Annotated in this window: 23 protein-coding genes and 1 other RNA gene; 20 read left to right on the forward strand and 4 right to left on the reverse strand. The window is 43.9% G+C overall.

The genetic code is table 11. The features are described 5' to 3' along the window. Nucleotides 1–28: 28 nt before the first annotated feature. Nucleotides 29–1,537, reverse strand: coding sequence for a carboxypeptidase M32 (locus NXZ84_RS01450; RefSeq protein WP_258838524.1), 1,509 nt, complete (start codon nucleotides 1,535–1,537; stop codon nucleotides 29–31). 541 nt (nucleotides 1,538–2,078) lie between these two features. Here NXZ84_RS01450 and hisS point away from each other — a divergent pair. From hisS to NXZ84_RS01470, 4 genes are all read left to right on the forward strand, one after another. Next, on the forward strand, nucleotides 2,079–3,350 hold the full coding sequence (hisS, locus tag NXZ84_RS01455; RefSeq protein ID WP_258838525.1) for a histidine--tRNA ligase: 1,272 nt from the start codon (nucleotides 2,079–2,081) through the stop codon (nucleotides 3,348–3,350). A 14-nt stretch (nucleotides 3,351–3,364) separates the two neighbouring features. Next, nucleotides 3,365–5,146: an aspartate--tRNA ligase gene (aspS, locus tag NXZ84_RS01460; protein ID WP_258838526.1), complete on the forward strand. Its 1,782-nt coding sequence runs from the start codon at nucleotides 3,365–3,367 to the stop codon at nucleotides 5,144–5,146. A 79-nt stretch (nucleotides 5,147–5,225) separates the two neighbouring features. Continuing rightward, nucleotides 5,226–5,404, forward strand: a non-coding RNA gene (gene ssrS, locus NXZ84_RS01465) — 6S RNA. Nucleotides 5,405–5,484: 80 nt separating this feature from the next. Next, nucleotides 5,485–6,060, forward strand: a complete 576-nt coding sequence (locus NXZ84_RS01470) for a 5' nucleotidase, NT5C type (RefSeq protein ID WP_258838527.1) — start codon at nucleotides 5,485–5,487, stop codon at nucleotides 6,058–6,060. Nucleotides 6,061–6,155: 95 nt separating this feature from the next. On the opposite strand, the gene NXZ84_RS01475 is transcribed toward NXZ84_RS01470, so the two are convergent. Further along, on the reverse strand, nucleotides 6,156–7,481 hold the full coding sequence (locus NXZ84_RS01475) for a replication-associated recombination protein A (RefSeq protein ID WP_258838528.1): 1,326 nt from the start codon (nucleotides 7,479–7,481) through the stop codon (nucleotides 6,156–6,158). Between the two features lie 91 nt (nucleotides 7,482–7,572). Between NXZ84_RS01475 and cymR the strand changes: the two genes are divergently transcribed. The 14 genes from cymR (at nucleotide 7,573) to mltG (ending at nucleotide 20,714) form a co-directional block, all read left to right on the forward strand. Then, on the forward strand, nucleotides 7,573–7,995 hold the full coding sequence (cymR, locus tag NXZ84_RS01480) for a cysteine metabolism transcriptional regulator CymR (RefSeq protein WP_258838529.1): 423 nt from the start codon (nucleotides 7,573–7,575) through the stop codon (nucleotides 7,993–7,995). A gap of 2 nt (nucleotides 7,996–7,997) precedes the next feature. Beyond that, complete coding sequence (locus NXZ84_RS01485; protein WP_258838530.1) at nucleotides 7,998–9,155, forward strand: cysteine desulfurase family protein; 1,158 nt, start codon at nucleotides 7,998–8,000, stop codon at nucleotides 9,153–9,155. Nucleotides 9,156–9,230: 75 nt separating this feature from the next. Next, nucleotides 9,231–11,438, forward strand: a complete 2,208-nt coding sequence (recD2, locus tag NXZ84_RS01490) for an SF1B family DNA helicase RecD2 (RefSeq protein ID WP_258838531.1) — start codon at nucleotides 9,231–9,233, stop codon at nucleotides 11,436–11,438. Nucleotides 11,439–11,501: 63 nt separating this feature from the next. Continuing rightward, a complete protein-coding gene (locus NXZ84_RS01495) occupies nucleotides 11,502–12,011 on the forward strand; it encodes a PRC-barrel domain-containing protein (protein WP_258838532.1) in 510 nt (169 codons plus the stop codon). Nucleotides 12,012–12,019: 8 nt separating this feature from the next. Then, nucleotides 12,020–12,190 (forward strand): hypothetical protein, encoded by a 171-nt coding sequence (locus NXZ84_RS01500; RefSeq protein WP_258838533.1) that lies wholly within the window; start codon nucleotides 12,020–12,022, stop codon nucleotides 12,188–12,190. Between the two features lie 32 nt (nucleotides 12,191–12,222). Continuing rightward, nucleotides 12,223–12,414: a hypothetical protein gene (locus NXZ84_RS01505; RefSeq protein ID WP_258838534.1), complete on the forward strand. Its 192-nt coding sequence runs from the start codon at nucleotides 12,223–12,225 to the stop codon at nucleotides 12,412–12,414. Between the two features lie 116 nt (nucleotides 12,415–12,530). After that, nucleotides 12,531–13,595, forward strand: coding sequence for an AI-2E family transporter (locus NXZ84_RS01510; protein ID WP_258838535.1), 1,065 nt, complete (start codon nucleotides 12,531–12,533; stop codon nucleotides 13,593–13,595). A gap of 113 nt (nucleotides 13,596–13,708) precedes the next feature. Next, nucleotides 13,709–15,028: a helix-turn-helix domain-containing protein gene (locus tag NXZ84_RS01515; protein ID WP_258838536.1), complete on the forward strand. Its 1,320-nt coding sequence runs from the start codon at nucleotides 13,709–13,711 to the stop codon at nucleotides 15,026–15,028. A gap of 512 nt (nucleotides 15,029–15,540) precedes the next feature. Next, the gene (gene alaS / locus NXZ84_RS01520) at nucleotides 15,541–18,168 is read left to right on the forward strand and encodes an alanine--tRNA ligase (protein ID WP_258838537.1); all 2,628 of its coding nucleotides are present in this window, start codon (nucleotides 15,541–15,543) and stop codon (nucleotides 18,166–18,168) included. Nucleotides 18,169–18,230: 62 nt separating this feature from the next. Then, the gene (locus NXZ84_RS01525) at nucleotides 18,231–18,479 is read left to right on the forward strand and encodes an IreB family regulatory phosphoprotein (protein ID WP_258838538.1); all 249 of its coding nucleotides are present in this window, start codon (nucleotides 18,231–18,233) and stop codon (nucleotides 18,477–18,479) included. A gap of 61 nt (nucleotides 18,480–18,540) precedes the next feature. Beyond that, nucleotides 18,541–18,975 carry a Holliday junction resolvase RuvX gene (gene ruvX, locus NXZ84_RS01530; protein WP_258838539.1) on the forward strand — a complete coding sequence of 145 codons (435 nt, stop codon included), beginning with the start codon at nucleotides 18,541–18,543 and terminating at the stop codon, nucleotides 18,973–18,975. Continuing rightward, nucleotides 18,968–19,267, forward strand: a complete 300-nt coding sequence (locus tag NXZ84_RS01535) for a DUF1292 domain-containing protein (RefSeq protein WP_258838540.1) — start codon at nucleotides 18,968–18,970, stop codon at nucleotides 19,265–19,267. The genes ruvX and NXZ84_RS01535 overlap by 8 nt, the downstream gene beginning before the upstream one ends. Continuing rightward, the gene (locus NXZ84_RS01540) at nucleotides 19,257–19,568 is read left to right on the forward strand and encodes a DUF1292 domain-containing protein (protein WP_258838541.1); all 312 of its coding nucleotides are present in this window, start codon (nucleotides 19,257–19,259) and stop codon (nucleotides 19,566–19,568) included. The genes NXZ84_RS01535 and NXZ84_RS01540 overlap by 11 nt, the downstream gene beginning before the upstream one ends. 102 nt (nucleotides 19,569–19,670) lie before the next feature. Then, nucleotides 19,671–20,714, forward strand: coding sequence for an endolytic transglycosylase MltG (gene mltG / locus NXZ84_RS01545; RefSeq protein ID WP_258838542.1), 1,044 nt, complete (start codon nucleotides 19,671–19,673; stop codon nucleotides 20,712–20,714). 56 nt (nucleotides 20,715–20,770) lie between these two features. Here mltG and NXZ84_RS01550 read toward each other — a convergent pair whose 3' ends face one another. Together NXZ84_RS01550 and NXZ84_RS01555 are read right to left on the reverse strand one after the other, a co-directional pair. Beyond that, nucleotides 20,771–22,162 (reverse strand): amidase domain-containing protein, encoded by a 1,392-nt coding sequence (locus NXZ84_RS01550; protein ID WP_258838543.1) that lies wholly within the window; start codon nucleotides 22,160–22,162, stop codon nucleotides 20,771–20,773. A gap of 146 nt (nucleotides 22,163–22,308) precedes the next feature. Beyond that, nucleotides 22,309–23,055 carry a sulfotransferase family protein gene (locus NXZ84_RS01555; protein WP_258838544.1) on the reverse strand — a complete coding sequence of 249 codons (747 nt, stop codon included), beginning with the start codon at nucleotides 23,053–23,055 and terminating at the stop codon, nucleotides 22,309–22,311. Between the two features lie 221 nt (nucleotides 23,056–23,276). Here NXZ84_RS01555 and NXZ84_RS01560 point away from each other — a divergent pair, with 221 nt between their 5' ends. Next, nucleotides 23,277–24,551 (forward strand): NCS2 family permease, encoded by a 1,275-nt coding sequence (locus NXZ84_RS01560; protein ID WP_258838545.1) that lies wholly within the window; start codon nucleotides 23,277–23,279, stop codon nucleotides 24,549–24,551. 99 nt (nucleotides 24,552–24,650) lie between these two features. Further along, nucleotides 24,651–25,058 (forward strand): acyl-CoA thioesterase, encoded by a 408-nt coding sequence (locus NXZ84_RS01565; protein ID WP_258838546.1) that lies wholly within the window; start codon nucleotides 24,651–24,653, stop codon nucleotides 25,056–25,058. The last annotated feature ends 78 nt before the right edge of the window (nucleotides 25,059–25,136 follow it).

Raw genomic sequence — 25,136 nt, forward strand, 5'->3', positions numbered from 1 at the left:
TTCCGTCAGCCTCTTACGTTTTTATAGGTTACAACGACAAGTTGTAAAGCTCTCCAAACTTGCTTTTTAGATAGCGAATATAGGGGTCGATCATCAAGGAACTACCTGTTGCTTTTTGCAGAATTTCATCTGCACTAAATTTACGGCCATGCTGGTAGATGTTTTCCTGTAGCCAGTTGTGTAGGACAGTGAAGTTACCTTGAGAAATTTGTTGTGGGATATCAGGATGGCTACTTAGAGCTGCATCATAAAATTGCGCACTCATGATATTCCCAAGAGTGTAGCCTTGGAACGACCCACCGATGGTATCCATATACCAGTGGATATCTTGTAGGACGCCATCCCGATCATCGGGCGCCTGGATTCCTAGGTCGGACTTGTAACGAGCATGCCAAGCCTCCGGTAGGTCGCGTACGGCCAGCTTTCCTTCGAGCATGGCAAGCTCTAAGTCGAAGCGAATGATCACATGCAAGTTATAGGTAACCTCATCTGCATCGGTACGGATGAGCGATCGCTGTACGCGGTTGATGGCGCGATAAAACGTGGTAAGTGATACATTGTTTAATTGCTCTGGGAACGCTTTTTGTAATTGCGGGTAATAAAACTCCCAAAAAGGTAAGCTGCGTCCGACTAGATTTTCCCACAGACGTGATTGGCTTTCGTGCACTCCGGACGAGGTACCACTTGCCAGCGGTGTCCCTTCCAAACTACTATCGACACCCAGCTCATAGAGAGCATGTCCGGCTTCATGAATGGTACTAAAGAGCGAATCACTCAAATCATTTTCCTGATAACGGGTGGTGATTCGAACGTCATCTATAGAGAAGTTGGTCATGAAGGGATGGTGAGTGGTATCTAAACGTCCGCGCTCAAAGTCATAGCCCAATTTACCTACAATATCTTTGCAAACGGCTTCTTGATCTTGGATGGCGAAAGGTTGGTGGATACAAGCGGGATCAAAATCAGCTTGTTCCGTAATCGCTTGTACGAGGGGAACCAACTCTTTGCGTAACTGAGCGAAGACATTTCGAATTTCGGCTGTTTTCATTCCAGGGTCGACTTCAGCGATCAGCGGATCGGCAATATGTTCATAGGGATGAAAAGAAGCGAGTTCGCGACTGTACTCTAACGTTTTTTCCAGATAGGGCAACACAGCGGCGAAATCATTTTCGGGGCGAGCTTTTGTCCATACTTGATATGTTTCAGAGCTGTGGTTGTATAGCTTAGATACGAAGGAAGATGGAACGCGTAGAGCTTTTTCATACTGTTTACGGGCTAAACGGATCAAACTTGCTTCTGTACTCTCGTACGGCATGCTATCTTCGTATGTGGCGAGTGATTCTAGTAGGTTACCGATAGCGGGAGAAGTAAATTTCTCATGTGCTAGTTTTCCAATAGTAGCTAGCTGTCGACCACGAGCGGCTGCCCCCTTGACAGGCATATAGGTGGATTGATCCCAACTTAATACCCCTGCAGCATATTCTAAATCACTTACCTCTTGTAACAGTTTTTTAAGTTCTTGAAAATTCTTTTCCATTCTGCGCCTCCTGTCTATGTAATTGGTTCTCTTGTATCCTATGAGCGATGGTCTCTATTTATTCTATCTTTTTTATTTGCGAGAGTACACCCATTTTCGATTGCGATTGGCTTACATAACTGCTTTAGAGGGTGATTAGAAATTTTGTTCCTTTTACACTTGACATTTACGTATAGTTCCAGTATCATTTCTACACAATAATACCCAAAAACTTGATACGTACCGGTGATGGGAAAAGTACTCGGATGTTCAACACAGCAAGAGAGGAGATGCCATAGGCTGAAAGCATCTCTTGTGTATCTGACCTGAGGAAAGACACCCGGAGGTTCTGGAGCGAAAGCAAGTACGGAAGTAGTGAGTAGACCCAGACGGTGACCAGACGATACCTGGTTCCTGCAAGTGGAAGAGTAGATCGCTTACTTTTCAATCAAGGGTGGCACCGCGGGTGTTGGAAGTTCATCAACCAATCTCTCGTCCCTGACAACGACATAGATGTCAGGGGTGGGGGATTTTTTATTTTTATACGGGAGGGGTAATGATTATGCAGTTTAAAGTACCGCGTGGAACGCAGGATATCCTGCCGGGTGAAGTAGAGATGTGGCAGTGGATAGAAGATAATATTAGAAAGATATGCCGTCAGTACCACTATGCCGAAATTCGTACGCCTATGTTTGAAAGCACGGAGCTGTTTAAACGGGGTGTGGGTGAGACAACGGATATTGTGGAGAAGGAGATGTACACCTTTGAGGATCGTGGGGGGCGTAGCTTAACTTTGCGTCCAGAGGGAACGGCTCCCGTGGTACGGTCGTTTGTCGAACATAAGACCTACGGAGAGCCACAGCCGACGAAGTTGTATTATGTAGGACCCATGTATCGATATGAACGTCCACAGGCAGGCCGTCAGCGGCAATTTCATCAGTTTGGTGTAGAGTTGTTTGGCACCTATGAGCCAGAAAGTGATGCAGAAGTGATCACCTTAGGAATGGACTGGTTTGCCGCGGTTGGTCTAGAAGGAGTAACGGTAGAGATTAATAGCGTAGGTTGCACAACTTGCCGTCCCGTCCATCGCGCTAATTTAGTTGACTATTTTACTCCCTATCAAGAGCAGTTATGTGGAGATTGTCAATCCAGGCTTACTCGCAACCCATTAAGAATTCTCGACTGTAAAAAAGAATCTTGTCAAGCGATTATTAAGGATGCACCTAGTATTGTGGAGGCATGGTGTGAGGAGTGTACGACACACTTTTCACAAGTAAAAAAAGAATTGGAGCTAGTTAACGTTCCTTATCGCCATAACGACCGGCTTGTGCGGGGCTTAGATTATTATACACGTACGGCGTTCGAGTATATGTTGGAGAACCGGCAAGGAGGGGGACAAGCGTCTACGATTGGTGGCGGTGGTCGCTATAATGGCATGGTAAAAGAGATGGGTGGCCCTGAGATGTCCGGGATTGGTTTTGGGATTGGTATGGAACGAGTTTTGCTAGCGTTGAAAACTTCAGAAAAAGAATTTCCGCAGATGACAACATTAGATGCGTATGTAGTTGCCTTGGGTGAACAGGCACAAGAGGAGACCACTCGTATTCTACATGAACTGAGGAAAGCTGGTTTGGCGGTGGAGCGTGATTTGTTAAACCGGAAGTTAAAAGGGCAGATGAAGGCGGCTGACCGGGCGGGAGCGCGTTATGTTGTCATTATCGGTGATGAGGAAATAAAGAATCAACGAGTGCGAATAAAAGAGCTAGCAAGTGGTGAGCAAAGTGAGGTTGGATTAGAGGAACTGACTCACATATTAAAAGAAAAGCAGATCTAATAGGGGGAAAGAGCATGGAACAGCAGACAAGAACACATCATTGCGGAGAACTAGGAACCGCTTCGGTTGGTGAAAAGGTAAGGTTAACTGGCTGGGTACAGAAACGACGCGACTTGGGAGGGTTAATTTTTATCGATTTGCGCGATCGTTCTGGTCGGGTGCAGGTTGTTTGTCACCCCGAAGTATCAGCAGAGGCGGTGCAAGTGGCTGAGAAAGTACGACGCGAATTTGTGTTGGGTGTTGAAGGGACCGTGGTGGCACGGGCAGAAGATGCGGTTAATCCCAACATGGAGACAGGAAAAATAGAAATTGAGTGTAAGCAGATCGAGGTGATAAACGAAGCGAAAACCCCTCCGCTCGACATTGAAGATCATATTGATGTTGATGAAATGGTGCGCTTAAAATATCGGTATCTCGACTTGCGTCGTCCAGAGATGCAAAAAACATTGGTACTTCGTCATCGTGCTATGCAGATGATACGTTCCTACCTGGATGAAGGTGGATTTTTAGAAGTAGAAACCCCCATTTTGACTAAAAGTACACCCGAGGGTGCGCGCGACTATCTGGTTCCCAGTCGGGTGCAAGGAGGGAACTTCTTCGCTCTTCCACAATCACCACAGATGTTTAAACAGCTGTTGATGGTAGCAGGTTTAGAGAAGTACTTCCAGATTACACGTTGTTTCCGCGATGAGGATCTGCGTGCTGATCGGCAGCCAGAATTTACTCAAGTAGATATTGAAGCTTCTTTCCTTCCACAAGAATCGTTGCTGAAAATGATGGAAGAGATGATGATGAAGCTGTTTGAGGAAACGATTGGAGCACATGTGGAAGGGCCGTTTTTGCGCCTTACTCACCAGGAGGCGATGGATCGCTTTGGCACAGACAAACCAGATATGCGCTACGGGATGGAACTGCGAGATTTATCGGGATTAGTTCACAACAGTGGCTTCAAAGTGTTTGCCACTACAGTAGCAGGTGGGGGACAGGTAAAGGCGATCAATGTAAAAGGATGTGCTGATTGGAGCCGTAAGGTGGTAGATGGTTGGGGCAAAGTAGCTCAAGAGCTCGGTGCTAAAGGACTTGCCTGGCTAGCAGTGCGTGCAGAGGGGAATAAGGGACCTGTAGCCAAATTTCTCTCTGCCGAAGAGTGGACAAAAATGGCAAAGGTATTGGAAGCGGAAGTGGGCGATATGATACTGTTCGTAGCAGATAAGCCGACAGTGGTTGCACAAGTATTGGGAGAAATACGTACTCGCTTAGCTAAAGAACTGGACTTGATTCCACAAGGAAAATATAGCTTTCTGTGGGTAACTGATTTCCCATTGCTATCCTACGACGAGGAAGAAGGTCGTTATTTTGCAGAACATCATCCCTTCACCATGCCTGTTGCTGAAGATGTGGAGAAGTTGACGACAGATCCTGGGAGTGTGCGTGCACAGGCGTATGATCTCGTTCTTAATGGGTACGAAATCGGGGGCGGCAGTCAGCGTATCTATCGTCGCGAAGTACAGGAAGCGATGTTTACAGCGCTTGGTTTTACGATGGAAGAAGCATACGAACAGTTTGGCTTCTTCTTGGAAGCTTTTGAATACGGAGCACCACCTCATGGTGGGATCGCCCTTGGGTTTGATCGAATTGTGATGTTACTAGCAGGACGTGATAACTTGCGTGATTGCATCGCGTTTCCGAAAACGAATCAAGCTCGATGCCTCCTCACACATGCCCCTACACCGGTGGATGAATCGCAGTTAAATGCTTTAGCGATCTCATTAGTCAAAAGCGAAGTGGAAGCTTAAGGTACCCATTTATTTAGTAGCCACATTCTGACGCTTGAAATTGTAAAAGGCAAGTGGTATGATAATACCAACAAAGAGAGACGCTCTGAGATGCTCGTATCATCCTCAAGTTTTGAGCCAACACTTCCACAACGGGAGCTTGGTGTCATTGATGGGAACGGATGCCTCCATCGTGTGGACCCGCAAACATCAGTGCAGGGCACCCACCTGCTTAGGCAGGTTCAAAACTAAGGATCTTACGGCACTCCCGGGGCCTCTTTTTTTTGTACATAAATATTGGTTTCATGATAAAATCTATAGTAGAGGCAAGGAAATCGGTATACAAAGGATGAATTCGTTTGAAAATTGGAATTGATATTGATGGTACCATCAAACATACGCAAGAAGCTGCCGTAAAAGTGTACAACAAAGAATTACAAAAGGAGGTTCGTCCCGAAGATATCCGTGAATTCCACCTAGATAAAGCATATGGACTTACAGCCAAAGAAGGAAAGGCGATGTGGCGCCGGATGGAACACATCATTTATTCGATTGGGCACCCATTAATCGATGCGGCTCCGATTTTACACGATTTTCGTAACCGAGGACATGAGATTTTCTTTATCACCGCTCGTCCTGATATGAAAAATATTACAGAAATAACAAAGAAATGGTTAAATGAGAACGACTTCCCTTATGATGGGAAAAATTTATATATGGGTTCGCAAAATAAAGGGAAGATCGCTGTGGATTTAGGGATTGATCTCTTTTTTGAGGATGCACCGTATCACCTAGACTGTTTAGTTAAGAATGGTATTAAAACGGTTGTTGTTCACGCCAATTACAACGAAGATTATGCTCATGATCTGTTACGCATTCGTGAGTGGAAGGAAGCGATTCCGATTGTGGAAGAGATGGAAAAAGAAAAGGCTTGAAGTTTTAGAGGCGCGGGTGTGAGTCTTTTGATTCACACCTTTTTGATGTATAGAGAAAAAGCGATGAAGATTTCTCGTCTTCACCGCATACGCCATCATCGTTTGCTTTTTTTCTTTATTTCTTCCCAATAGACTTGCACCTTTCCTTCATATCCAATTGGGGACGGATGGTAAAATTGTTTACCCAGATGCTCATCCGGTAAGTACTGTTGCAAAACATAACCATGAGGGTAATCGTGTGGATAAAGATAACGGTCAGTTTGGTCCCCAGGTCGCCCTTTTTTGCCATGACTATCCCAAAGATGGGGTGGAACATCACCGCGTTCCTCTTTGTTTACTGCTGTAAGTGCAGCATCGATGCCAGTTACCACTGCATTGCTCTTTGGAGCCGTTGAAATATATATAACAGCTTCTGCTAATGGAATGCGCGCTTCGGGCATACCTACATATTCGACTGCTTGGGCGGCGGCAGTGGCTATTTGTAAGGCGCGGGGATCTGCGATACCCACATCTTCTGCCGCGTGTACGATGAGACGACGGAGGATGAAGCGGGGATCTTCGCCGGCATGTAGCATCTTTGCTAGATAGTAAAGGGCGGCATCGGGATCAGAACCACGCATGCTTTTGATCCATGCCGAGACGGTATCATAGTGGATGTCGCCATTCTTATCGTAGTGCACACGCTTTTGTTGAATGGATTCTTCAGCGATCTCTAGAGTGATGCGTCGTTTTCCCTCTTCATTGGGGTGAGTGGTGAGCACGGCCAGTTCTAGCGCGTTGATAATATTGCGTGCATCTCCGCCTGCCACCTGAATGACGTGCTCCAGTGCGTCATGGTCAATCTCGACATGGTAGGAGCCAAGCCCACGCTCCTCATCAGCCAAAATTTTTGTGACAAGCTCGATCATCTCATTCGCTTCCAGAGGAACTAAAGTGAAAACTCGTGAGCGTGATAATAAAGCGTTATTTACCTCAAAGGAAGGGTTCTCAGTTGTTGCTCCGATTAAAGTAACGGTCCCTTCCTCGACATAGGGAAGCAGAGCATCTTGCTGAGATTTATTGAGACGATGGATTTCATCGATAAAGAGGAGTGTTTTTTCTTGATACATACTCCGTCTCTCCTTTGCTTCTTCAATGAGACGGCGAATATCGGCTACTCCCGCTGTTACCGCATTTAGCTGTTCAAAACGAGCTTGTGTAGTATTGGCAATCACCATAGCCAGGGTTGTTTTGCCTGTACCCGGAGGGCCATAAAAAATGAGAGAGGAGAGTTGATCAGCCTCGATGGCGCGTCGAAGCAGTTTTCCTTGTCCGAGAAGATGCTGTTGACCGATGATTTCGTCCAGGTTCCGTGGACGCATGCGAGCAGCTAATGGGCGAGTTTGGTCGTGCTGTGCTTCTCCATATTCAAATAAATTCATGGAAGGTGCTCCTTCTAGTTGGCTGGATCTTGTCTTTTCGATACAATTAAAGGATAAAAGAAAGTGAAGCATATGGGAAGAGGTGTAATAGATGAAAGTATCGACAAAAGGGCGGTACGGGTTAACCATCATGATGGACTTGGCTCATCAGTGTGAAGGTAAACCGATTCCGCTCAAAAGCGTGGCCAAGCGCCATGGTTTATCAGAGCATTATCTGGAGCAGTTGATTGCGCCTCTCCGTAATGCAGGCTTAGTACGCAGTGTGCGCGGAGCGTACGGTGGATATGTATTGGCTCATCCTGCGGATAAAATTACAGCTGGGGATATTATCCGGGTGTTGGAAGGGCCGATCTCACCTGTAGAGCTAGATGAGGAAGTTAATGAAGCGCAGCGTGAATTGTGGGCACGTGTGCAAGCAGCAATTGAAAAAGAGCTGGATGAAACCACAGTAGCGGATCTTATTCGCACTTCCCAGGATGGGGATGAAAAAGATTATTATATGTTTTATATCTAAGGATGAGGGTGAAAAAGATGTCTATCTATCTTGATCATGCAGCTACAACGCCTCTGCATCCCAGCGTAAGAGAAGCAATGCTTCCCTTTCTAGATGAACATTTTGGCAATCCGTCTAGCTTACATGCCTATGGCCGGACGGCCCGTCATGCAGTTGATGAAGCACGACAACAGGTAGCAGAGGCAATTGGAGCTGATGCGGGTGAGATAATGTTTACCAGTGGTGGAACGGAAAGTGATAACGCAGCGTTGTGGGGCTGTTTGCTTGCTCAACGTGAACAGGGAAAAGACCATATTGTTACTTCAACAGTAGAGCATAAAGCTGTGTTAGAGTCGTGTCACTACCTTGAAACCCTTGGATTCCGCGTTACATATGTACCCGTAACCTCAAGCGGACAAGTTCTTCCTCAAGATATAGCGGAAGCTATCGAGGAAAAAACGGCCTTAATAAGTGTGATGTACGGAAACAATGAAGTAGGAACGGTTAATCCGATAAAGGAGATCGGAGAGATCGCTCGTCAACATCAGCTTCCTGTTCATACGGATGCTGTGCAAGTTATCGGAAAAAAAGAGGTAAATGTTTCCGTCCTCCCTGTGGATCTGCTCTCCCTTTCTAGTCATAAGGTAAACGGCCCCAAAGGGGTAGGAGCTTTATATGTGCGTATGGGTACGCATTTTCGTCCCATGCTATATGGGGGGAGTCAGGAGCGAAAACGGCGGGGAGGGACGGAAAATGTAGCTGGCATAGTTGGATTTGGAAAAGCCATTTCGCTTGCCACCTCTTCTACTGCGGCTGCGTTTGCACGTCTAGCTGGATTGCGTCAGGCAATGATGACTGAGTGGGATCGATTGGGGCTTTCTTATCATCTCAATGGACACGAGAGAGATCATTTGCCTCATATTTTAAATGTTAGCTTTGTAGGAGTTGAGACGGAAACGCTTTTGATGAATTTGGACTTGGCTGGAATCGCTTGTGCTAGTGGTTCAGCATGTACATCGGGGACATTGGAGGTCTCACACGTGCTTGAAGCGATGAATCTGCCTATAGAAGAAGCTCGCTCCGCTGTTCGTTTTAGTTTCGGGATGGGTAATGAGGAAACCGATGTGATTCGAGCAGCGCAAGTGACAGCGGATATAGTAGCACGCTTGCGTGGAGAATGAGAGGAAGGCCTGAGGTGATGTGAAGTGGGGGATCCCTCATTTGATAAACAGACAGACCACCCCTTCCTAAAGGGAATGCTAATACGAGAAATTTTTTATAACGAAGAAAATGGCTTTGGTGTTTTTATGATGCAGGTGAAAGAGTCGTCAGAAGCGTTGGATAAAAAAGAAGTGACGATTGTAGGGCACTTTATGCGTCCTCATCCAGACGAATTGTTGTTATGCCACGGCAAGTGGATCGAGCATCCCCGTTTTGGACGTCAATTTGAAGTGGTACATCTACAAAAAGAGATGCCATCTGGACAGCAAGCGATTGTTAAGTACTTATCTAGTGATATGTTTCATGGTGTCGGATTAAAAACAGCTGAGAAGATCGTCCATCATTTGGGAGAGAATGCTCTGGAAAAGATTGTTGATAACCCTGATGTTCTTGTCGATATCCCTGGCATTTCTTCAGAGAAAGCTCACAGTATTGCTACAGGGCTACAGGGTCATCGCTCTTTGGAAAACGCTTTGGTCTTTCTCTACCGCTATGGAATTGGTCCCATATTAGCGATGAAAATTGTGCAAACATATAAAGAGCATACAGTTGACTTGGTTCGTGCTCACCCGTATAGGCTCATCGAAGATATTGAAGGGATTGGTTTTCATAAAGCGGATGAATTAGCACAGCAGGTGGGAGTAGCCGTTGATTCGCCCCAGCGCTTCCAAGCAGCTGTGCTATTTAGTATTTCGGAAGCTGCAATGGCGGAAGGACATGTTTTTTTGACACAGACACAGTTGGAAGATCGTGTGCGCGCTCTTATTCTTCGCGATTTTGATACGACCTTTCCAGAGGAACTGCGCGAGCAGTTGGTACAGGGGTTGGTCATGGAAGGGAAGTTGTTGGAAGAGGAAGGGCGGCTGTATCTTCCTTCTCTGTATTATGCTGAATATGGGATGGCAGCAAAGGTTCAACAATTGTTAAATCAGACTGAGGAAGAGTTCCCCGTTCATGAACCATATGAAATCTTAGGGCAGGTAGAAGAGTCGCTTAGCGTCTCTTATGCGGATAAACAGCGGGAGGCGATGCTGGCATCCATTCAATCCCCGTTGATGATTCTAACAGGGGGACCTGGAACCGGGAAAACAACTGTTATTCGGGGCATATGTCACTTGTTTGCTCAGCTTCATGAGTTCTCTCTTGACCCTAAGGATTATGAAGGCAAAGAGGAACCATATCCTATTCGATTGGCAGCTCCGACTGGACGAGCGGCAAAACGCATGTCTGAATCGACAGGGCTACCTGCTATGACAATTCATCGGTTATTGGGATGGCGAGGCGAGTTTTTTGAACGGGATAGCGAACATCCGATTGAAGGTTCCCTTTTAATAGTCGATGAGGTTTCGATGATGGACATGTGGCTCGCCAATCAATTATTTCGTGCGATTCCTAAAGGGATGCAAGTATTATTGGTGGGGGATGCTGATCAACTGCCATCCGTAGGACCGGGAAAAGTGCTCCATCATTTATTAGACGTGGAACAGATACCACGGGTAGAACTTACAGATATTTTCCGGCAGAAGGAAGGTTCCTCTATTATTCAGTTAGCACATGCGATGAAAGAAGGGGAGTTACCGGACGACTTATTACAACCTCTGCCAGACCGTCGCTTTTTTTCTACCACACGTGAGCAGACGTTGCCGGTTGTTTTGAAAACGTATGAAGAGGCATTGCACCGTGGTTATACATTATTTGATGTGCAGGTGTTGGCACCGATGTACAAAGGAGAAGTGGGTGTAAACCGCATCAATGAAGAGATTCAAGCATCAATTAATCCTCCTCATCCTGGTAAGAAAGAAGTAAAGTGGGGAGAGGGTACCTTCCGATTACATGATAAGGTGTTACAGTTGGTCAACCATCCCGAATACCCTGTCTATAATGGAGACATGGGACAAGTGATCGCACTAAATGAAGACGCTGTACAAGAGGATCCTGTCCTGTGGGTAAATTATGATCGACAAGAAGTGGCTTATAAGCGTAGTCAGCTGAATCAATTAAGTTTGGCTTACGCTTGTTCTATCCATAAAGCACAAGGGTCCGAGTTTCCGATCGTGATTATGCCGGTATTATCGGCGTATCGACGCATGCTGAAGCGAAATCTCCTTTATACGGGTGTGACACGCAGTCAGTCGTATCTGATTCTGTGTGGGGAGATGAAAGCGATGCGCTCAGGAATACGAGTGGCAGATGGGCAAGAACGAAATAGTTTTTTGGCGAATCTTATCCGAGAATGGCTATGATCTCCCAACATGAAATGCTCTCCTCCAAGTCATACTACTGGTAGCGGGAGGAGGAGATTTTCCTTGCGCAGTTCACAAGACATCATCGGTTTACCTGTCATCCAGCGTGTTGACGGCAAGAAGTTGGGGATTGTTCGTGATCTGCTCTTTGATGATCACCAGCAATGTTATGGACTCTTATTGGAAAGTGGCAAGTGGGTGAAGCGCGGTCAGTTTATCCCCGCAAATAGGGTGAGTGCTTTAGGACAAGATGCGGTGATGGTTGAGGATTCTTCCGCGGCTCTTCCCTTGGATGAAGCCGTGGAGGAAAGTATGGGATTCTTCTCTGGCGATAAGAAATTAAAAGGTCGATCTGTTATCCAAGCGACGGGACAAGAGTTGGGGATGGTGGAGAATGTCTATATTGGAGAGGAACTGGGGAAGCTGATAGGGTATGAGCTTTCCGACGGATTGATTAGCGATCTGACAGAAGGAAGAAAGGTACTGCATTCTCATCAACCTCTAACGTGGGGAGAGGATGTCCTCATTGCACCGTCCGTCGGGATCGAACTTGTGGATAACAGGAGAAGGTAGGGAGATTCATGTTACGCTGTCCCAACTGCCATTCACACGATCTTGGTAAAGTAGGCTCTCATCAGTTTTACTGTTGGGGATGTTTTATTGAACTGGCTGTGAAAGATGAACAGGTATCAGCTGTGTATCAAGTAGAAGAGGATGGAAGCTTGTCCTCGTTAGACGATTTGTTCTTGTGATCTTGCTTTTCATCCGCGAAGGGGGAATACCTTTGAAACAGAGAAAGTGGCTATCTACTCTGATTGTAGGAACCTTAATGACGTGGATGGTGCGAAGGCTGATGAGCCGACGCAGTCCCTGGGAGAAATTCAAGGGCAGAGTAAAAGGTAAACCGATGCGTATGGGCAATCAAATGATGTCTTGGGCGATGAAGCAACACTTTAAACGTCGTTTTGCCCGATAATCTCTAAGTTGTTCATCTTTGGATCCGGGCGAACTCGCCCGGATTTTTTGGCTTAATCCCGAGGGGTTGTACATATACTAGCATTGAAACTGTCGTTGCTGGGAGGGGATAGATATATGAAGTGGATACCGAAAGAATCCCATATTCAAGTGGCACTCTTTGTCTTACTCCTTAGTGCGATTATGTTTCTTCTGGTACAGATGAATCCCTTTTTTGCAGGTATTTGGCATTTTATCAAAACGATCTTTACTCCTTTTTTATTCGCAATTATTATCTCCTATCTGCTTAATCCCGTTGTTTCCGCTCTTAGTAATCGGGCAGTTCCTCGTTCAATTGCGGTTCTCCTCATTTACGCTCTCTTTATCGGTTCGCTTACAATTGTGTTTATGAATACAGCACCTCTCTTAAATCAGCAATGGGTGGAGTTGATGGAACATCTTCCACAGTGGCACAGTGAAATGCATGAATGGATGGATCAATATAATCATAATAAAGAGTTATTACCAGAGAGTGTTCGTAATGGAATTGAGCAGTCCCTCGCTCAAGTGGAGGAGAAGATCTCCAATCTGATCAGCGATACCACGGGTGGTTTAGAAAGCACGTTGAATCAGCTCTTCATCGCGTTCATCATTCCATTTCTCGCATTCTATATGCTGAAAGACGTGGCTGTTATTGAGAAATCCATGGTTTCCCTATTACCTGGTAAACAGCGTCGTGACATTTTACGGGTAGTAAAAGATATTGATCGTGCACTGGGTAACTATGTGCGTGGACAATTATTGGTTTGTCTTGTAGTGGGCGTTCTTTCCTACATCGGCTACTTAGTTATTGGCATGCCGTATGCATTGTTGTTGGCACTTGTTGTTGCCCTATTTAATGTAATTCCGTTCCTAGGACCTTTTATCGGGGCTATTCCTGCATTTTTTGTGGCACTAACCATTTCTTTTAAAATGGTGTTGCTGGTCATTGCTGTTAATCTGGTGGTGCAGGTATTGGAAGGGAATGTACTCTCTCCTCAAATCGTGGGTCGTTCGTTACGCATGCACCCCTTGTTTATTATCTTTGCTTTATTGGTGGGTGGGGAATTAGGAGGCATTCTCGGACTGATCTTGGCTGTTCCTTTTTTTGCAGCCTGTAAGGTAGTTGTGGATCACTTGATAGCCCACTCTTTACGCTCCTAAGAGAGGGAATGGAGTAAGAAGAGAAGAATATAATAAAGATGTCGATCTTCTGATTTTCGAGTTACTATACAACTATTACATTACAATAACGTAGGGTTCCAGGAGGTTTGCAGATGATAACAGTTTATCCTGAAAAAGCAGGAGAAATTATTCGTCGAATTAGAAAAGAAAAAGGATTGCGTCTTGAAGATGTGGCAGATGACAATATTTCACCAGCGACAGTTTCCAATATTGAACGTGGTGTTCCTCATGTGTTGCCGGCTAAGGTGGCATATCTAATGGACAAGCTGTCGATTAATCAAGCTGATCTCAGCGCGCGTATGATGGGTGTGGAACAGGAACTTGGCTTTATGGAATTAAAAATGACATCGATTGAATCGTTGTTAGATCAGGGGAATTACGACGTAGCCGAGAAAGGATTGCGCCAATTTGACGGGCTGGGGACGGAGCATCCGTTGTCTGCTATGGTTTGCTACCTTAAAGGTAAGCTGTTCATTTCGAAAAAAAACCTATTACGTGCGGAAAAAGAGTTTTTCAATGCTATACGATTAGCAGAGCGTAATCACAATGTAATAGACGTGGATGCCTATAACAGTTTAAGTTTTATAGCATATTTTAATAATGACTTGGAGTCAGCCTTAAAATATGTAAATAAAGGGTTGGATAGGTTTAGTATAAATGGTGATCGTGATCACCTGTATGATGTTCTTATTATAAATAAAATAGCGTATCTGGAGAAATTAGATCGAATTGGTGAAGCGATATCGATTATCGGTGAGGTATGGGATCGCAAAGAGGATATTAAAAAGCCTGATTTATTGCTTCATTTGTATCATTTGAAAGTAAATCTTCTTTGTAAGACGGGATATTATGAAGAAGCGATAGAAGTTGGACTTGAAGGCATTCATCGAGCGAGACTGACAAATGAGTATATTCGTATCCATCATATTTGGGATTCGCTTGGGGGTGTTTTCCTGAGAGTAAGTGATTTAGATAGCGCTGAAGTATGTTTGGAGCATGCGCTGTCACTTGAAGGGTTAATAAAAACTAAAAATTATTTTGTTACCACTTTAATCAAAAAAGGTATTTTACATATGAGAAGGGGTGAGCAAGAACAAGCTGACAAGTTCCTACATAGGGCTATTTCGCTAGGTAAAGAGGAAAAGGCAGATGTTTACTTACTGGATGCGCTAGCCACTATGGGCGATCTAAGGGTGAAGCAAATAAGGTATGATGAGTCGGTTGTTTATTATCGACAAGCACTAAGAATAGCTGAGAGATTAAAATTTAAACATAAACAACATTCAATACTATTCCGCATTCTATTGTCTTTACAGGAAACAGGCTCGGAAGAATTTTCGACCGAGTTAACGAATATGTTTGAAGTTCAAAAAGAATTAAAGGAGAATCCAATGTTCAGTGAAATCATTTAAAATTTTATTCGTGGTAGTTATTTTCTCCTTTGGATGTATGACACTTCTATTGTCATTGAACTCTTATGAGTTAACAGACATAGATAAAGGGGATCCGAGCATATCTTAAATTTAGGAAATAGAATCCATCTTCGTGTGAGATGGATTCTATTTTGACCTTGCGACAATCCATGGTATAATACCGTTACAACGTATAGGAAGATGATACTTAACAATTCGATGATGAGACCGAAGTACATGTAGCAACCGACAGAGAGAAGGGCCCATACTCTCTTATAAATAAAGGGAGAGTGTGGCTGGAAGGCCTTTTCGGTAGATGCACATGGAAAGCCAGTCTCTGAGTGCAGGTTAAACACCTGCCGGTAGCGATGCCGTTATGAAATCAAGTGATTCATGTACTTAAGACCGAAGTGTGTGAATAAGCAGGGTGGTACCGCGGGAAACCTCTCGTCCCTATACAGGATGAAGGTTTTTTTTATTTGTTCAAAGATCAATCGGGACGGTGATTAGAAATGAGAACGCATGAAATTAGGCAGAAGTACCTAGATTTTTTTCAGGAGAAAGGGCATCGCGTTGAGCCGAGTGCTTCACTTGTGCCTGTAGACGACCCAACCCTACTCTGGATCAATAGTGGGGTAGCTACTCTGAAAAAGTATTTTGATGGTCGTGTTACCCCTGATAATCCGCGTATTGTAAATGCGCAAAAGTCGATTCGTACCAATGATATTGAAAATGTAGGGTATACCAAACGACATCATACATTTTTCGAGATGTTAGGTAACTTTTCAATTGGGGATTATTTTAAAGAAGAGGCCATTTTGTGGGCATGGGAGTTCCTAACGAGTCCGAAGTGGATGGGTTTAAGTCCGGACCGCCTTTCTGTAACCATTCATCTTGAGGACGATGAAGCGGAGAAAATTTGGCATGAACAAGTAGGGGTACCTAAAGAGCGTATCGTTCGATTGGAAGAAAACTTTTGGGATATTGGTGAAGGTCCGAGTGGTCCAAATACAGAAATTTTTTATGATCGTGGTGAAGAGTTCGGAAATCTAAGTGATCCGGAGTGCTACCCTGGCGGGGAGAACGAACGTTATTTGGAAATATGGAATTTGGTATTCTCACAGTTTAATCATAATCCGGATGGCAGCTACACTCCGCTACCGAAGAAGAATATTGACACCGGTATGGGACTGGAGCGAATGGCATCAGTGATGCAAGATGTACCTTCCAACTTCGATACGGATGGTTTTCTACCGATTATCCAGGCTACATGTAAGGAAGCGGGAGTTAGCTATGGCGAGGATGAGGGAACTGATATTGCGCTCAAAGTAATCGCTGATCATGTTCGTACGCTGGTATTTGCAATAAGCGATGGAGTCCTCCCCTCTAATGAAGGGCGTGGTTATGTTCTGCGCCGCTTATTACGACGTGCGGTTCGTTATGGTAGAAAGCTGGGGATTCAACGGCCATTTATGCATTTACTAACTGAAGTGGTAGTGGAGATTAGCAAGGAGTTTTATCCTCAACCATTGGAAAAGCAAGCATTTATCAGCCGTGTGATTGGACAAGAAGAAGAACGGTTTTTGGAAACATTGAGCGATGGAATCGCGATTTTGGAGCAATGGATTACACAAGCAAAAGCAGAGAAACGCTCGGAGATTTCAGGTCATGAAGCGTTTAAATTATACGATACGTATGGGTTTCCTGTTGATCTGACAGAAGACTTTGCTCGCGAACAAGAAATGACAGTAGATCGTACTGGATTTGAAAAAGAGATGGAAGTTCAACGCGAACGTGCACGTGATGCACGACAAGATTCTACTAGTATGCAAGTACAAGGTGGCGTATTGACAGAGACAAGTGTTGAGACAACTTTCGTTGGGTATGATAATCTAGAAAGTGAGAGTGAAGTAGTTCTCCTCATAGTAGATGAGCAAGAAGTAGACATGGTGGGAAGCGGCACTCAGTGTCTGTTACTATTAAAAGAAACACCATTCTATGCTGAAAGTGGTGGACAAGCAGCCGACTATGGGATGATCTCAGCTGCTGGAGTTCGTGCGCGGGTAGAAGAGGTGCAAAAAGGCCCCCGTGGGGAGCATGTTCATACCGTTGTGATAGAAGAAGGTGTTCTTCGCAAAGGCGATCGAGTGACAGCGACAGTAGACACTCCGACACGTTTAGATACGTTAAAAAATCATACAGCGACTCACTTGCTTCATCAAGCACTAAAAGATACGTTGGGTGAGCATGTGAATCAAGCAGGTTCGCTTGTGGCATCTGATCGTCTCCGTTTCGATTTCTCTCACTTTGGTTCGATGACGGTAGCAGAACTACAAGAGGTAGAGCGCCAAGTGAATGAACAGATATGGAAGAATACTCCTGTTAATATCTTGGAAAAATCGTTGAGCGACGCAAAAGCGATGGGCGCGATGGCTCTCTTTGGTGAAAAATATGGAGATGTGGTGCGTGTTGTGCAAGTAGGTGAGTATAGTATAGAGTTATGTGGAGGAACTCATGTAGCTAGCACTGCGGAGATCGGGCTGTTTAAAATCATGAGTGAAGCAGGCATAGGGTCTGGTATTCGTCGGATCGAAGCGGCTACAGGACGCCAGGCTGTCTCTTTCTATGAAACACAAACGTTACGATTAGAACAAATTGCTGGCCGCTTAAAAACACGTACAGAAGATGTGGTAGAGCGGGTTGATGGGATGCTTACCCAAATGAAAGAATTACAGCGAGAGAACGATTCCCTTTCCGCTCGCTTACATCAACTGGAATCAAAAGAACTAGTGAACCATATACAGGAAGTAGATGGTATTCCTGTGCTCGCAGTTAAAGTTAATGCTGAAGATATGAATGGACTACGTGCGATGAGTGATCAATTAAAGCAACAAATGTCAGAAGGTGTACTTGTTTTAGGTAGTGCTAGCAATGGGAAAGTGCAACTGGTGGCTACTGTGTCGGAGAAGTATAGAAAACAAGGCATTCATGCGGGTAAGCTTATTAAAGAAGTGGCAACGATGTGTGGCGGAGGTGGGGGTGGTCGTCCTGATATGGCGCAGGCGGGTGGTAAAGACCCGGCCAAATTGGACAGTGCTCTCGCTAAGGTGACTCACTTGGTACGTCAACAAGGAAGTTAAGGGTTGGAAAGCGAATGTTTTAACGGGGAATAGGTCATTTTACGAAAGAGGTGCACGATTTTATGGAAAAAACCATGAAATTTCACTTCCGTGGTGAGGAACCGGAAGGCAGTCCAAGAGATGTCTTATTCACTGTATATGACGCTTTGATCGAAAAGGGGTATGATCCGATTGATCAAATCGTAGGGTATCTGCTGTCCGGAGATCCGGCTTATATTCCGCGCCATAAGAATGCTCGTGCTACCATTCGCAAATTGGAGCGGGATGAACTGATCGAAGAGATTGTAAAAGAATACCTGAAGCGTTCATAAAGCGGATAAGAAAATGGAACGCTCGTGATGTTGAGATGGAATGAGAAAGGGTTTAGTGCCAATGGAACAAGTAAGAATCCTAGCTCTAGATATAGGAGAAAAGCGTGTTGGAGTAGCAATCAGTGATCCGATGGGCTGGACAGCACAAGGGCTGGAAGTGGTACAGCGGGCACCCGATGACCAGTGGTTAGAACGGATTCAACAAGTGATTACAGATTATGAAGTTGAAAAGATAGTGATCGGTCTTCCACGCAATATGGATGGCACGATCGGTCCGCGTGGAGAGGCATGCAAGGAGTTAGGAGAACATGTGCAACAACGTTTTCAACTCCCTGTTGTAATGTGGGATGAGCGCCTCTCTACCGTTGCGGTAGAGAGAACACTGATCTCTGCAGATATGAGTCGAAAGAAGAGAAAAAAAGTGGTTGATCAATTGGCTGCTTCATGGATACTGCAAGGATACTTAGATGCCCAGAGGGGGAGTTTACATGACTGATCATAGTCCGGAAAAAGGGACTGAGTACGTAGTAATACCAAAAGAAGATGGTGAAGAGGAACGGTTTGAAATTTTATTCACCTTCGAACATGATGAAAATGGGAATAATTATATGGTTGTAGTACCAGAAGAAGAAAATGAGGGAGAGTCACAGGACGTATTTGCGTTTCGCTACGAAGAAGATGGCGAGAACCTCGAATTGTTTTTAATCGAAGACGATAAAGAATGGGATATGGTAGAAGAGGTATTTAACACCATAATGGAAGAGTCTGACGAAGGTCTTGAGGACTAACTTTAAGCCATCGGGGAAACGATGTGATCATTTACGACAAAAGTATGGTTCACCATTGTTGTTAAGTGATTATGCTAGCCAAGAGGAAGATCAGCATATGCATTTGTTAGATGAGATCGAAGTGGACAATAAACATTATGCTGTGATGCAACCGCTTGGAGGAAGGGATGGCTATCTTTTCTTTGTTGATCATCAGCAGGAGAGTTTACACCTTCACCACATCGAAGATGAGGGGGAGTGGGAGCAGATTGCTGAGGTTGTGGATGAGATGCTATGCTACGATGAATATTCTTCAAAATAACGGGGGATTTCCCCCGTTATTTTTTTTGTTTCATATGATAACATAGAATAGGAATAGAATAGTGTTTCTATTCGGTTACACAGGCATGAAGGGAGTAACGGCATGAAGTGGGTGATCCGACTTCTACTACTAGTGATACTGCTAGCCTCTTGGCTCATTTTGCTCTATCTATATGTGGATCATACATTGGGAGCTCCGCCTCGCAGCGAATCAATGTTGTTAGAAATCCCTGCAGGTAGTTCCAATGAGGAGATAGGTAGTATCCTGAAACAACATCAGTTAATTCGTGACGATCTCTTCTTTCGTCCCTATACGTACGTGAAGGGAAATGCAAGAGGACTGAAAGCTGGCGTGTATGAAATTCCGGCGGATGCAGATTTGGAAAAGGTTTTAGAAATATTAACAGCGGGGAAAGAAAGTAGCCAATCTATCACCATTCCAGAAGGATATACGGTGGAGCAAATGGCAGACAAGGTAAAAGAGTTAGGTATTGAGCGTGATGAGTTTCTTATGGAAGTGAACAAACGTGATTACGATTTTACATTTGTTGATCAAATTCCAGACTCAAAAGAACGAGAATATGTATTGGAAGGGTACTTATATCCAAGCACATATTACTTACCAAAAAATGAAATTTCAGCTCGTAAGTTGATCGAAATGATGTTAACTCAATTTAACCAACATCTAAAAGAGAACGAAGTAGCACTACAAAAAAGAGAGATCAGTGTGGATGAATGGGTACGTATTGCCTCTATTACGGAAAAGGAAACGATGGTGGAAGCAGAGTTTCCGATGGTGACGGGGGTTATATTTAATCGTCTTCAAAGTGGAAAATTATTACAAGTGGATGCGACCATTCAGTATGCGTTAAGGGATACGAAAGCAAGATTAACGTATGATGATCTTAAAGTGGAAAGTCCTTATAACACATATAAACATGAAGGGCTGCCGCCAGGTCCCATCTCCAATCCTGGGAAAGTAGCATTAGAAGCAGCAGCTAATCCTAAGAAACATGATTATATTTACTATGTGACGAAGAAAGACGGCACGCAGGAGCATTACTTTGCTCGAACTTATGATGAACATCTTCAAAATAAGTCGAAGAGCGAAAAGAACGCAGCTAATACCACCAGTAGCAATGAATAACAAAGAAATCCTCTTACCCTATGGATAAGAGGATTTCTTTGTTTATTACTTGAGAATTAGTCGACCATGGAGTGAACATCAAATCCATAAGGTTGATATCCCCAACCATACCATTTCCAAAGTTTCTCATCTTTTTTATCTGAGGTATGCTGAGTAACATAGACATACTTTTGTCCCCAACGTTTTTGTACTTTAGATACAAAGGCCGCATGCTCATAGTCTCCATCGTCGGCTAAGTCGCCAATGACGATATCGCCAACTTTAAGTTGATCATAATCTTTGGCCTCCGCCCGCGCAACCATGTGGCGATAGAGATGATCGACATAATACCAGGAAGTAGAAGGTTTAGTATCATTGTAATACCAGTCAGGAATGTTTGGATCATCTTTTACAAATCCGATTCCGCCTTCATGAATTACTTGGGAAACAAAGTTGGTGCAATCGTACCAGCAATCGATACCATCACCTGTACAGCCATATAATCTGTAGAGATAGCCGTAATCTTCGTTGTTGCGCTTATCCCACCATTCGTAAGCATAGTCACGCGCAGCGATTTCATCATAACCATCGGTATCATTGGTTTCAGGTGCATCTTGAGGAGGGTCTTCTACTGGTGTTTCAGTCGAAGGCACTTCATTTTCGGTACCTTCTTCACTACCAGTCTCTTCTTCACTGGTACCACCATTGTTATTATTTGGTTCTTCTTCGGTGTTGCCATCGTTATTATTGTTGCTTTCCTCTTCGGTGTTGCCTTCATTGCTGTTGTTTTCTTCTTCAGTACTCTCTTCATTATTGTTGTTGCCATCATTATTATTGCCATCATTGTTTTCTATGGCTTCATCAGCTGGCAAATCTTTTGTAGGAATACCTTCTTTTTTCATCTCTAAACCAATACGATTAGGTAGAAGTGCACTTAGTTCTTCCAATTCTTTCTTATTTAGTTTTTTGCCAGATTCAAGCTTCTCTTTTAGCTTCTTGATTTGTTCATTTTTAAATTTGTTTTCATATAAGTCCATAACGATCGCTAACTGCTGTACACGTTCTAGATCCTTCTCTGGAAGAGCGGAGTTAACAGCTTGGCCGTAAATAAAATCACGGAATTCAGCATCATCGATATCTGCTTTTACCTTCACTTTTTTCTCTTGAGCTATTGTCTTAACTGTTTGAATCGCTTGTTCATTTTTGGAGACCACTTCTTCTTTACTTTGGGGCATTTCTTCGTACGTTTCTAACTCATTAACTAATTCATCAGGAGTTTGGTTAAGTTTTTCCAAGTCGAGAGAATCGTCAGGAGTTGTGTGTGCTACTTCTTTCTTTTCTTCAGATTTTTTCGACTCTACTGCTGTAGAACTGGAACCAATTCCGGCTAATAGCTGCTGAGTGCCAAAAAAGCCAGCTATAATTGCCAATAGACCAGCCAGCGCGAATAATGCAATCTTTTTATTCACTTGGTTGCCTCCTTATTTGGGCGATAGTAATCTCCTAGATATCATACCTTTCAACCATGAAGCGCGTCAACAGTGAAGTTGAAACTGTATGTAAAAGGTTGAGATAGCCAAAAAAGTAGCCGGTGTAAATAAAGATGACACCGGCATTATGTGGAAGAAAGTAGTTGGATATGTTTTTTATATTGTTGGAGCTTCTCTTGATGGGCAAGAGATAGCTGTTGCAACTGTTGCTCAAATCTACTTTGTGCATATTGATAAAGCTGAAGATCTAACTGATTTAATGCTACAATTTTATCAATAATGGATTGTGGAACCGCTGAGCGTGGTGGCCTTGTGTGGTTTACGTTTTCCTTTGTATAGGACGACAACTTCCAATTACACTTCTTATGGAGTAGAAAAACGGTTTCTACATAACGCTCAGTTAAACCGACAAGTAGATAGTGTGTTTGTAAATGTTTTTTCGCTAACATTAAGCAAGGTTCCGATTTTCCGCTCAGAAAGCGAGTTTGATGATTTGTAATTTGTTGAGTAATATTTGGATCATGCCAATTTACGTATTGCTCCAATGTTAATGACTGCGCAATTTCATAATGGGGATTTTGTGGCTGACTACGGATAAAATAGTAGGTAGAAATGACGCGATCAATAGGGTCACGTAGAAGTGTGATGTACGTATAGGGTGAACGAAAATAACGATGACAACCAAAGCGACAATGCCCATAGACGAAATGAATTCGACGCTTATATGCAGGAGACAGTTTTTTTAGTAGATGCGCTTTTTCATGTGCAGGGTAATGGAGACTGTTAGAGCGACCCATCTTTTTTTTGAGAATTTGTGTGAGAGTGGATCCACCTGTTTTGGGGATATGGGAAAAAATCAATGTTCGTCTCATTTGCAGTGATCATCCTTGTACTAGAGAAGTTATTCCTTAATCAGTGTATTGAATGAGGATGGCGGATGTTCGTTGTGTGGGTGAAAATGGTTATGTAACAGGGTAATTCCTGGATAGAAAAACGAGGAAATGAATTACGGTGCATAGTGTGATATAATGCTTATTTGGTGTACAAGGGTACACGGGTGGGTGGAGGGATATGAGTAAAGAAGGGAAGCGTTGTGAAGTATTTTCAGTTGGAACATCATCAGTCGACTCTCAAAACGGAAGTGTTGGCTGGGATGACATCCTACTTTACGATTGTATACATTGTGGTGGTAAATGCGACAATTCTTGCAGATGCAGGAATCCCGTTGACTGCGGGTGTGATCGCCACGATTTTGACCTCACTAGTCGGTTGTTTGTTGATGGCTTTTTGGGCTAATGCACCCATTATTTTAGTTCCAGGTATGGGAGTAAATGCGTTATTCACCTATACGATTGTTCAGTCGATGGGATTATCGTGGCAGTCTGCTTTGATGGCCGTATTTATCTCCGGAATCCTGTTTATGATAACCGCATTTACTCGCTTAAGCAGGCTACTAGCGGTCGCGGTGCCCACATCACTTAAGGATAGTATTACAGTGGGGATTGGCTTGTTTCTCACCTTTATTGGGTTACAAAAAGGGGGATTGATCACGTCTAATTCCACTACATTTGTCACTTTGGGGGAATTAAGTGCTCCTTCTACCTTGTTAACCGTGTTTAGTTTAGTACTAACAATCTTTTTGTTTGTGCGTCAGGTACGTGGTCATTTTTTAATCGCGATTGTGGTAACAACACTTCTTTCGATCTTATTAGGGATTCAACCGAGTGAAGTGTCAGCGGTACCCTCATTATCGTGGTCAGAGTATAGTACGGTCTTTGCAAGCTTTTCGATAGCGCAAATTCAAGATCTTACCTTTTGGGTAGCTACATTTTCACTTACGATGGTTCTTGTATTTGAAAACATGGGGTTAATATATGGTTTATTAGGTGAACAGGGTCAGAAATTTGGACGCGCCTATCAAGCAAATGCAATATCTGCTATGACTGCTGGATTATTCGGCACAAGCCCAACAGTCTCAACGGTGGAGAGTGCGGCTGGTATCGCATCAGGAGGACGGACGGGACTTACCGCTTTAACGACAGGGCTGATGTTTCTGCTCGTTATTCCCTTTATTTCCTATATTCATTTGATACCTGATGCAGCGATTGCTCCCATTCTGATCGTGATTGGTGGATTGATGTTACAACATGTAAAAAATATCCCTTTTGATGACTTGTCGGAGGGTTTTCCCGCATTTCTTATCATTGTTTTGATTCCCTTTACGTACAGTATCACTGATGGAATCGCCTTTGGCTTTATTGCATATCCATTGATTAAAGTGGCGATGGGTAAGGGAAAGGAGATATCGCTTCCGCTCTATATTATTGCGGGGATGTTTATCGCCTATTTTTTACTTCATGTCATATAGACGAAGAGAGGGCGTCAGATCCCTCTCTTCTTTACATATTTAATAGTGAATGGCTATTCATTTTCGTGTTATACTGTCCTAGATAGGAGGTAGGAATTGATGAAACATGAGTATATATTAACGGTTCGTTCTACAGACGTGGATATGATCGGTCATGTGAACAATGCCAAATACTTAGAGTATCTGGAGTGGGCACGTTTTGATTGGTTGAAGCAGCACGGAGTGACAGTGGAGTCATTCCGTAAGTGGGGTATATTTCCAGTTGTAGTCAATGTAAACATTAACTATCGTAAAGAGTTGTTATTTGACGAGGAGATCTTGATTACGTCGTATACGAAAAAGATGAATACCCGCAGTGTAGTAGCACATCAGATTATCACCAACCAAGCTGGCGATGTAATAGCAGATGCGGATCTGACCATCGTTGCTATTGATGGTAAAAAACGCAAAGCGATCACTCTGCCTGATGATATGAAGACGATGTTTGAAAAGACGATCGTAGAATAGATAGCTAGTTGTTCTATATCAAAACACCCCCGCACAATGTGCGGGGGTGTTTTGATATAGAATCGATGGGAGCATCGG

The sequence above is a fragment of the Mechercharimyces sp. CAU 1602 genome (assembly GCF_024753565.1).
In the GTDB taxonomy this organism is placed as follows: domain Bacteria; phylum Bacillota; class Bacilli; order Thermoactinomycetales; family JANTPT01; genus Mechercharimyces.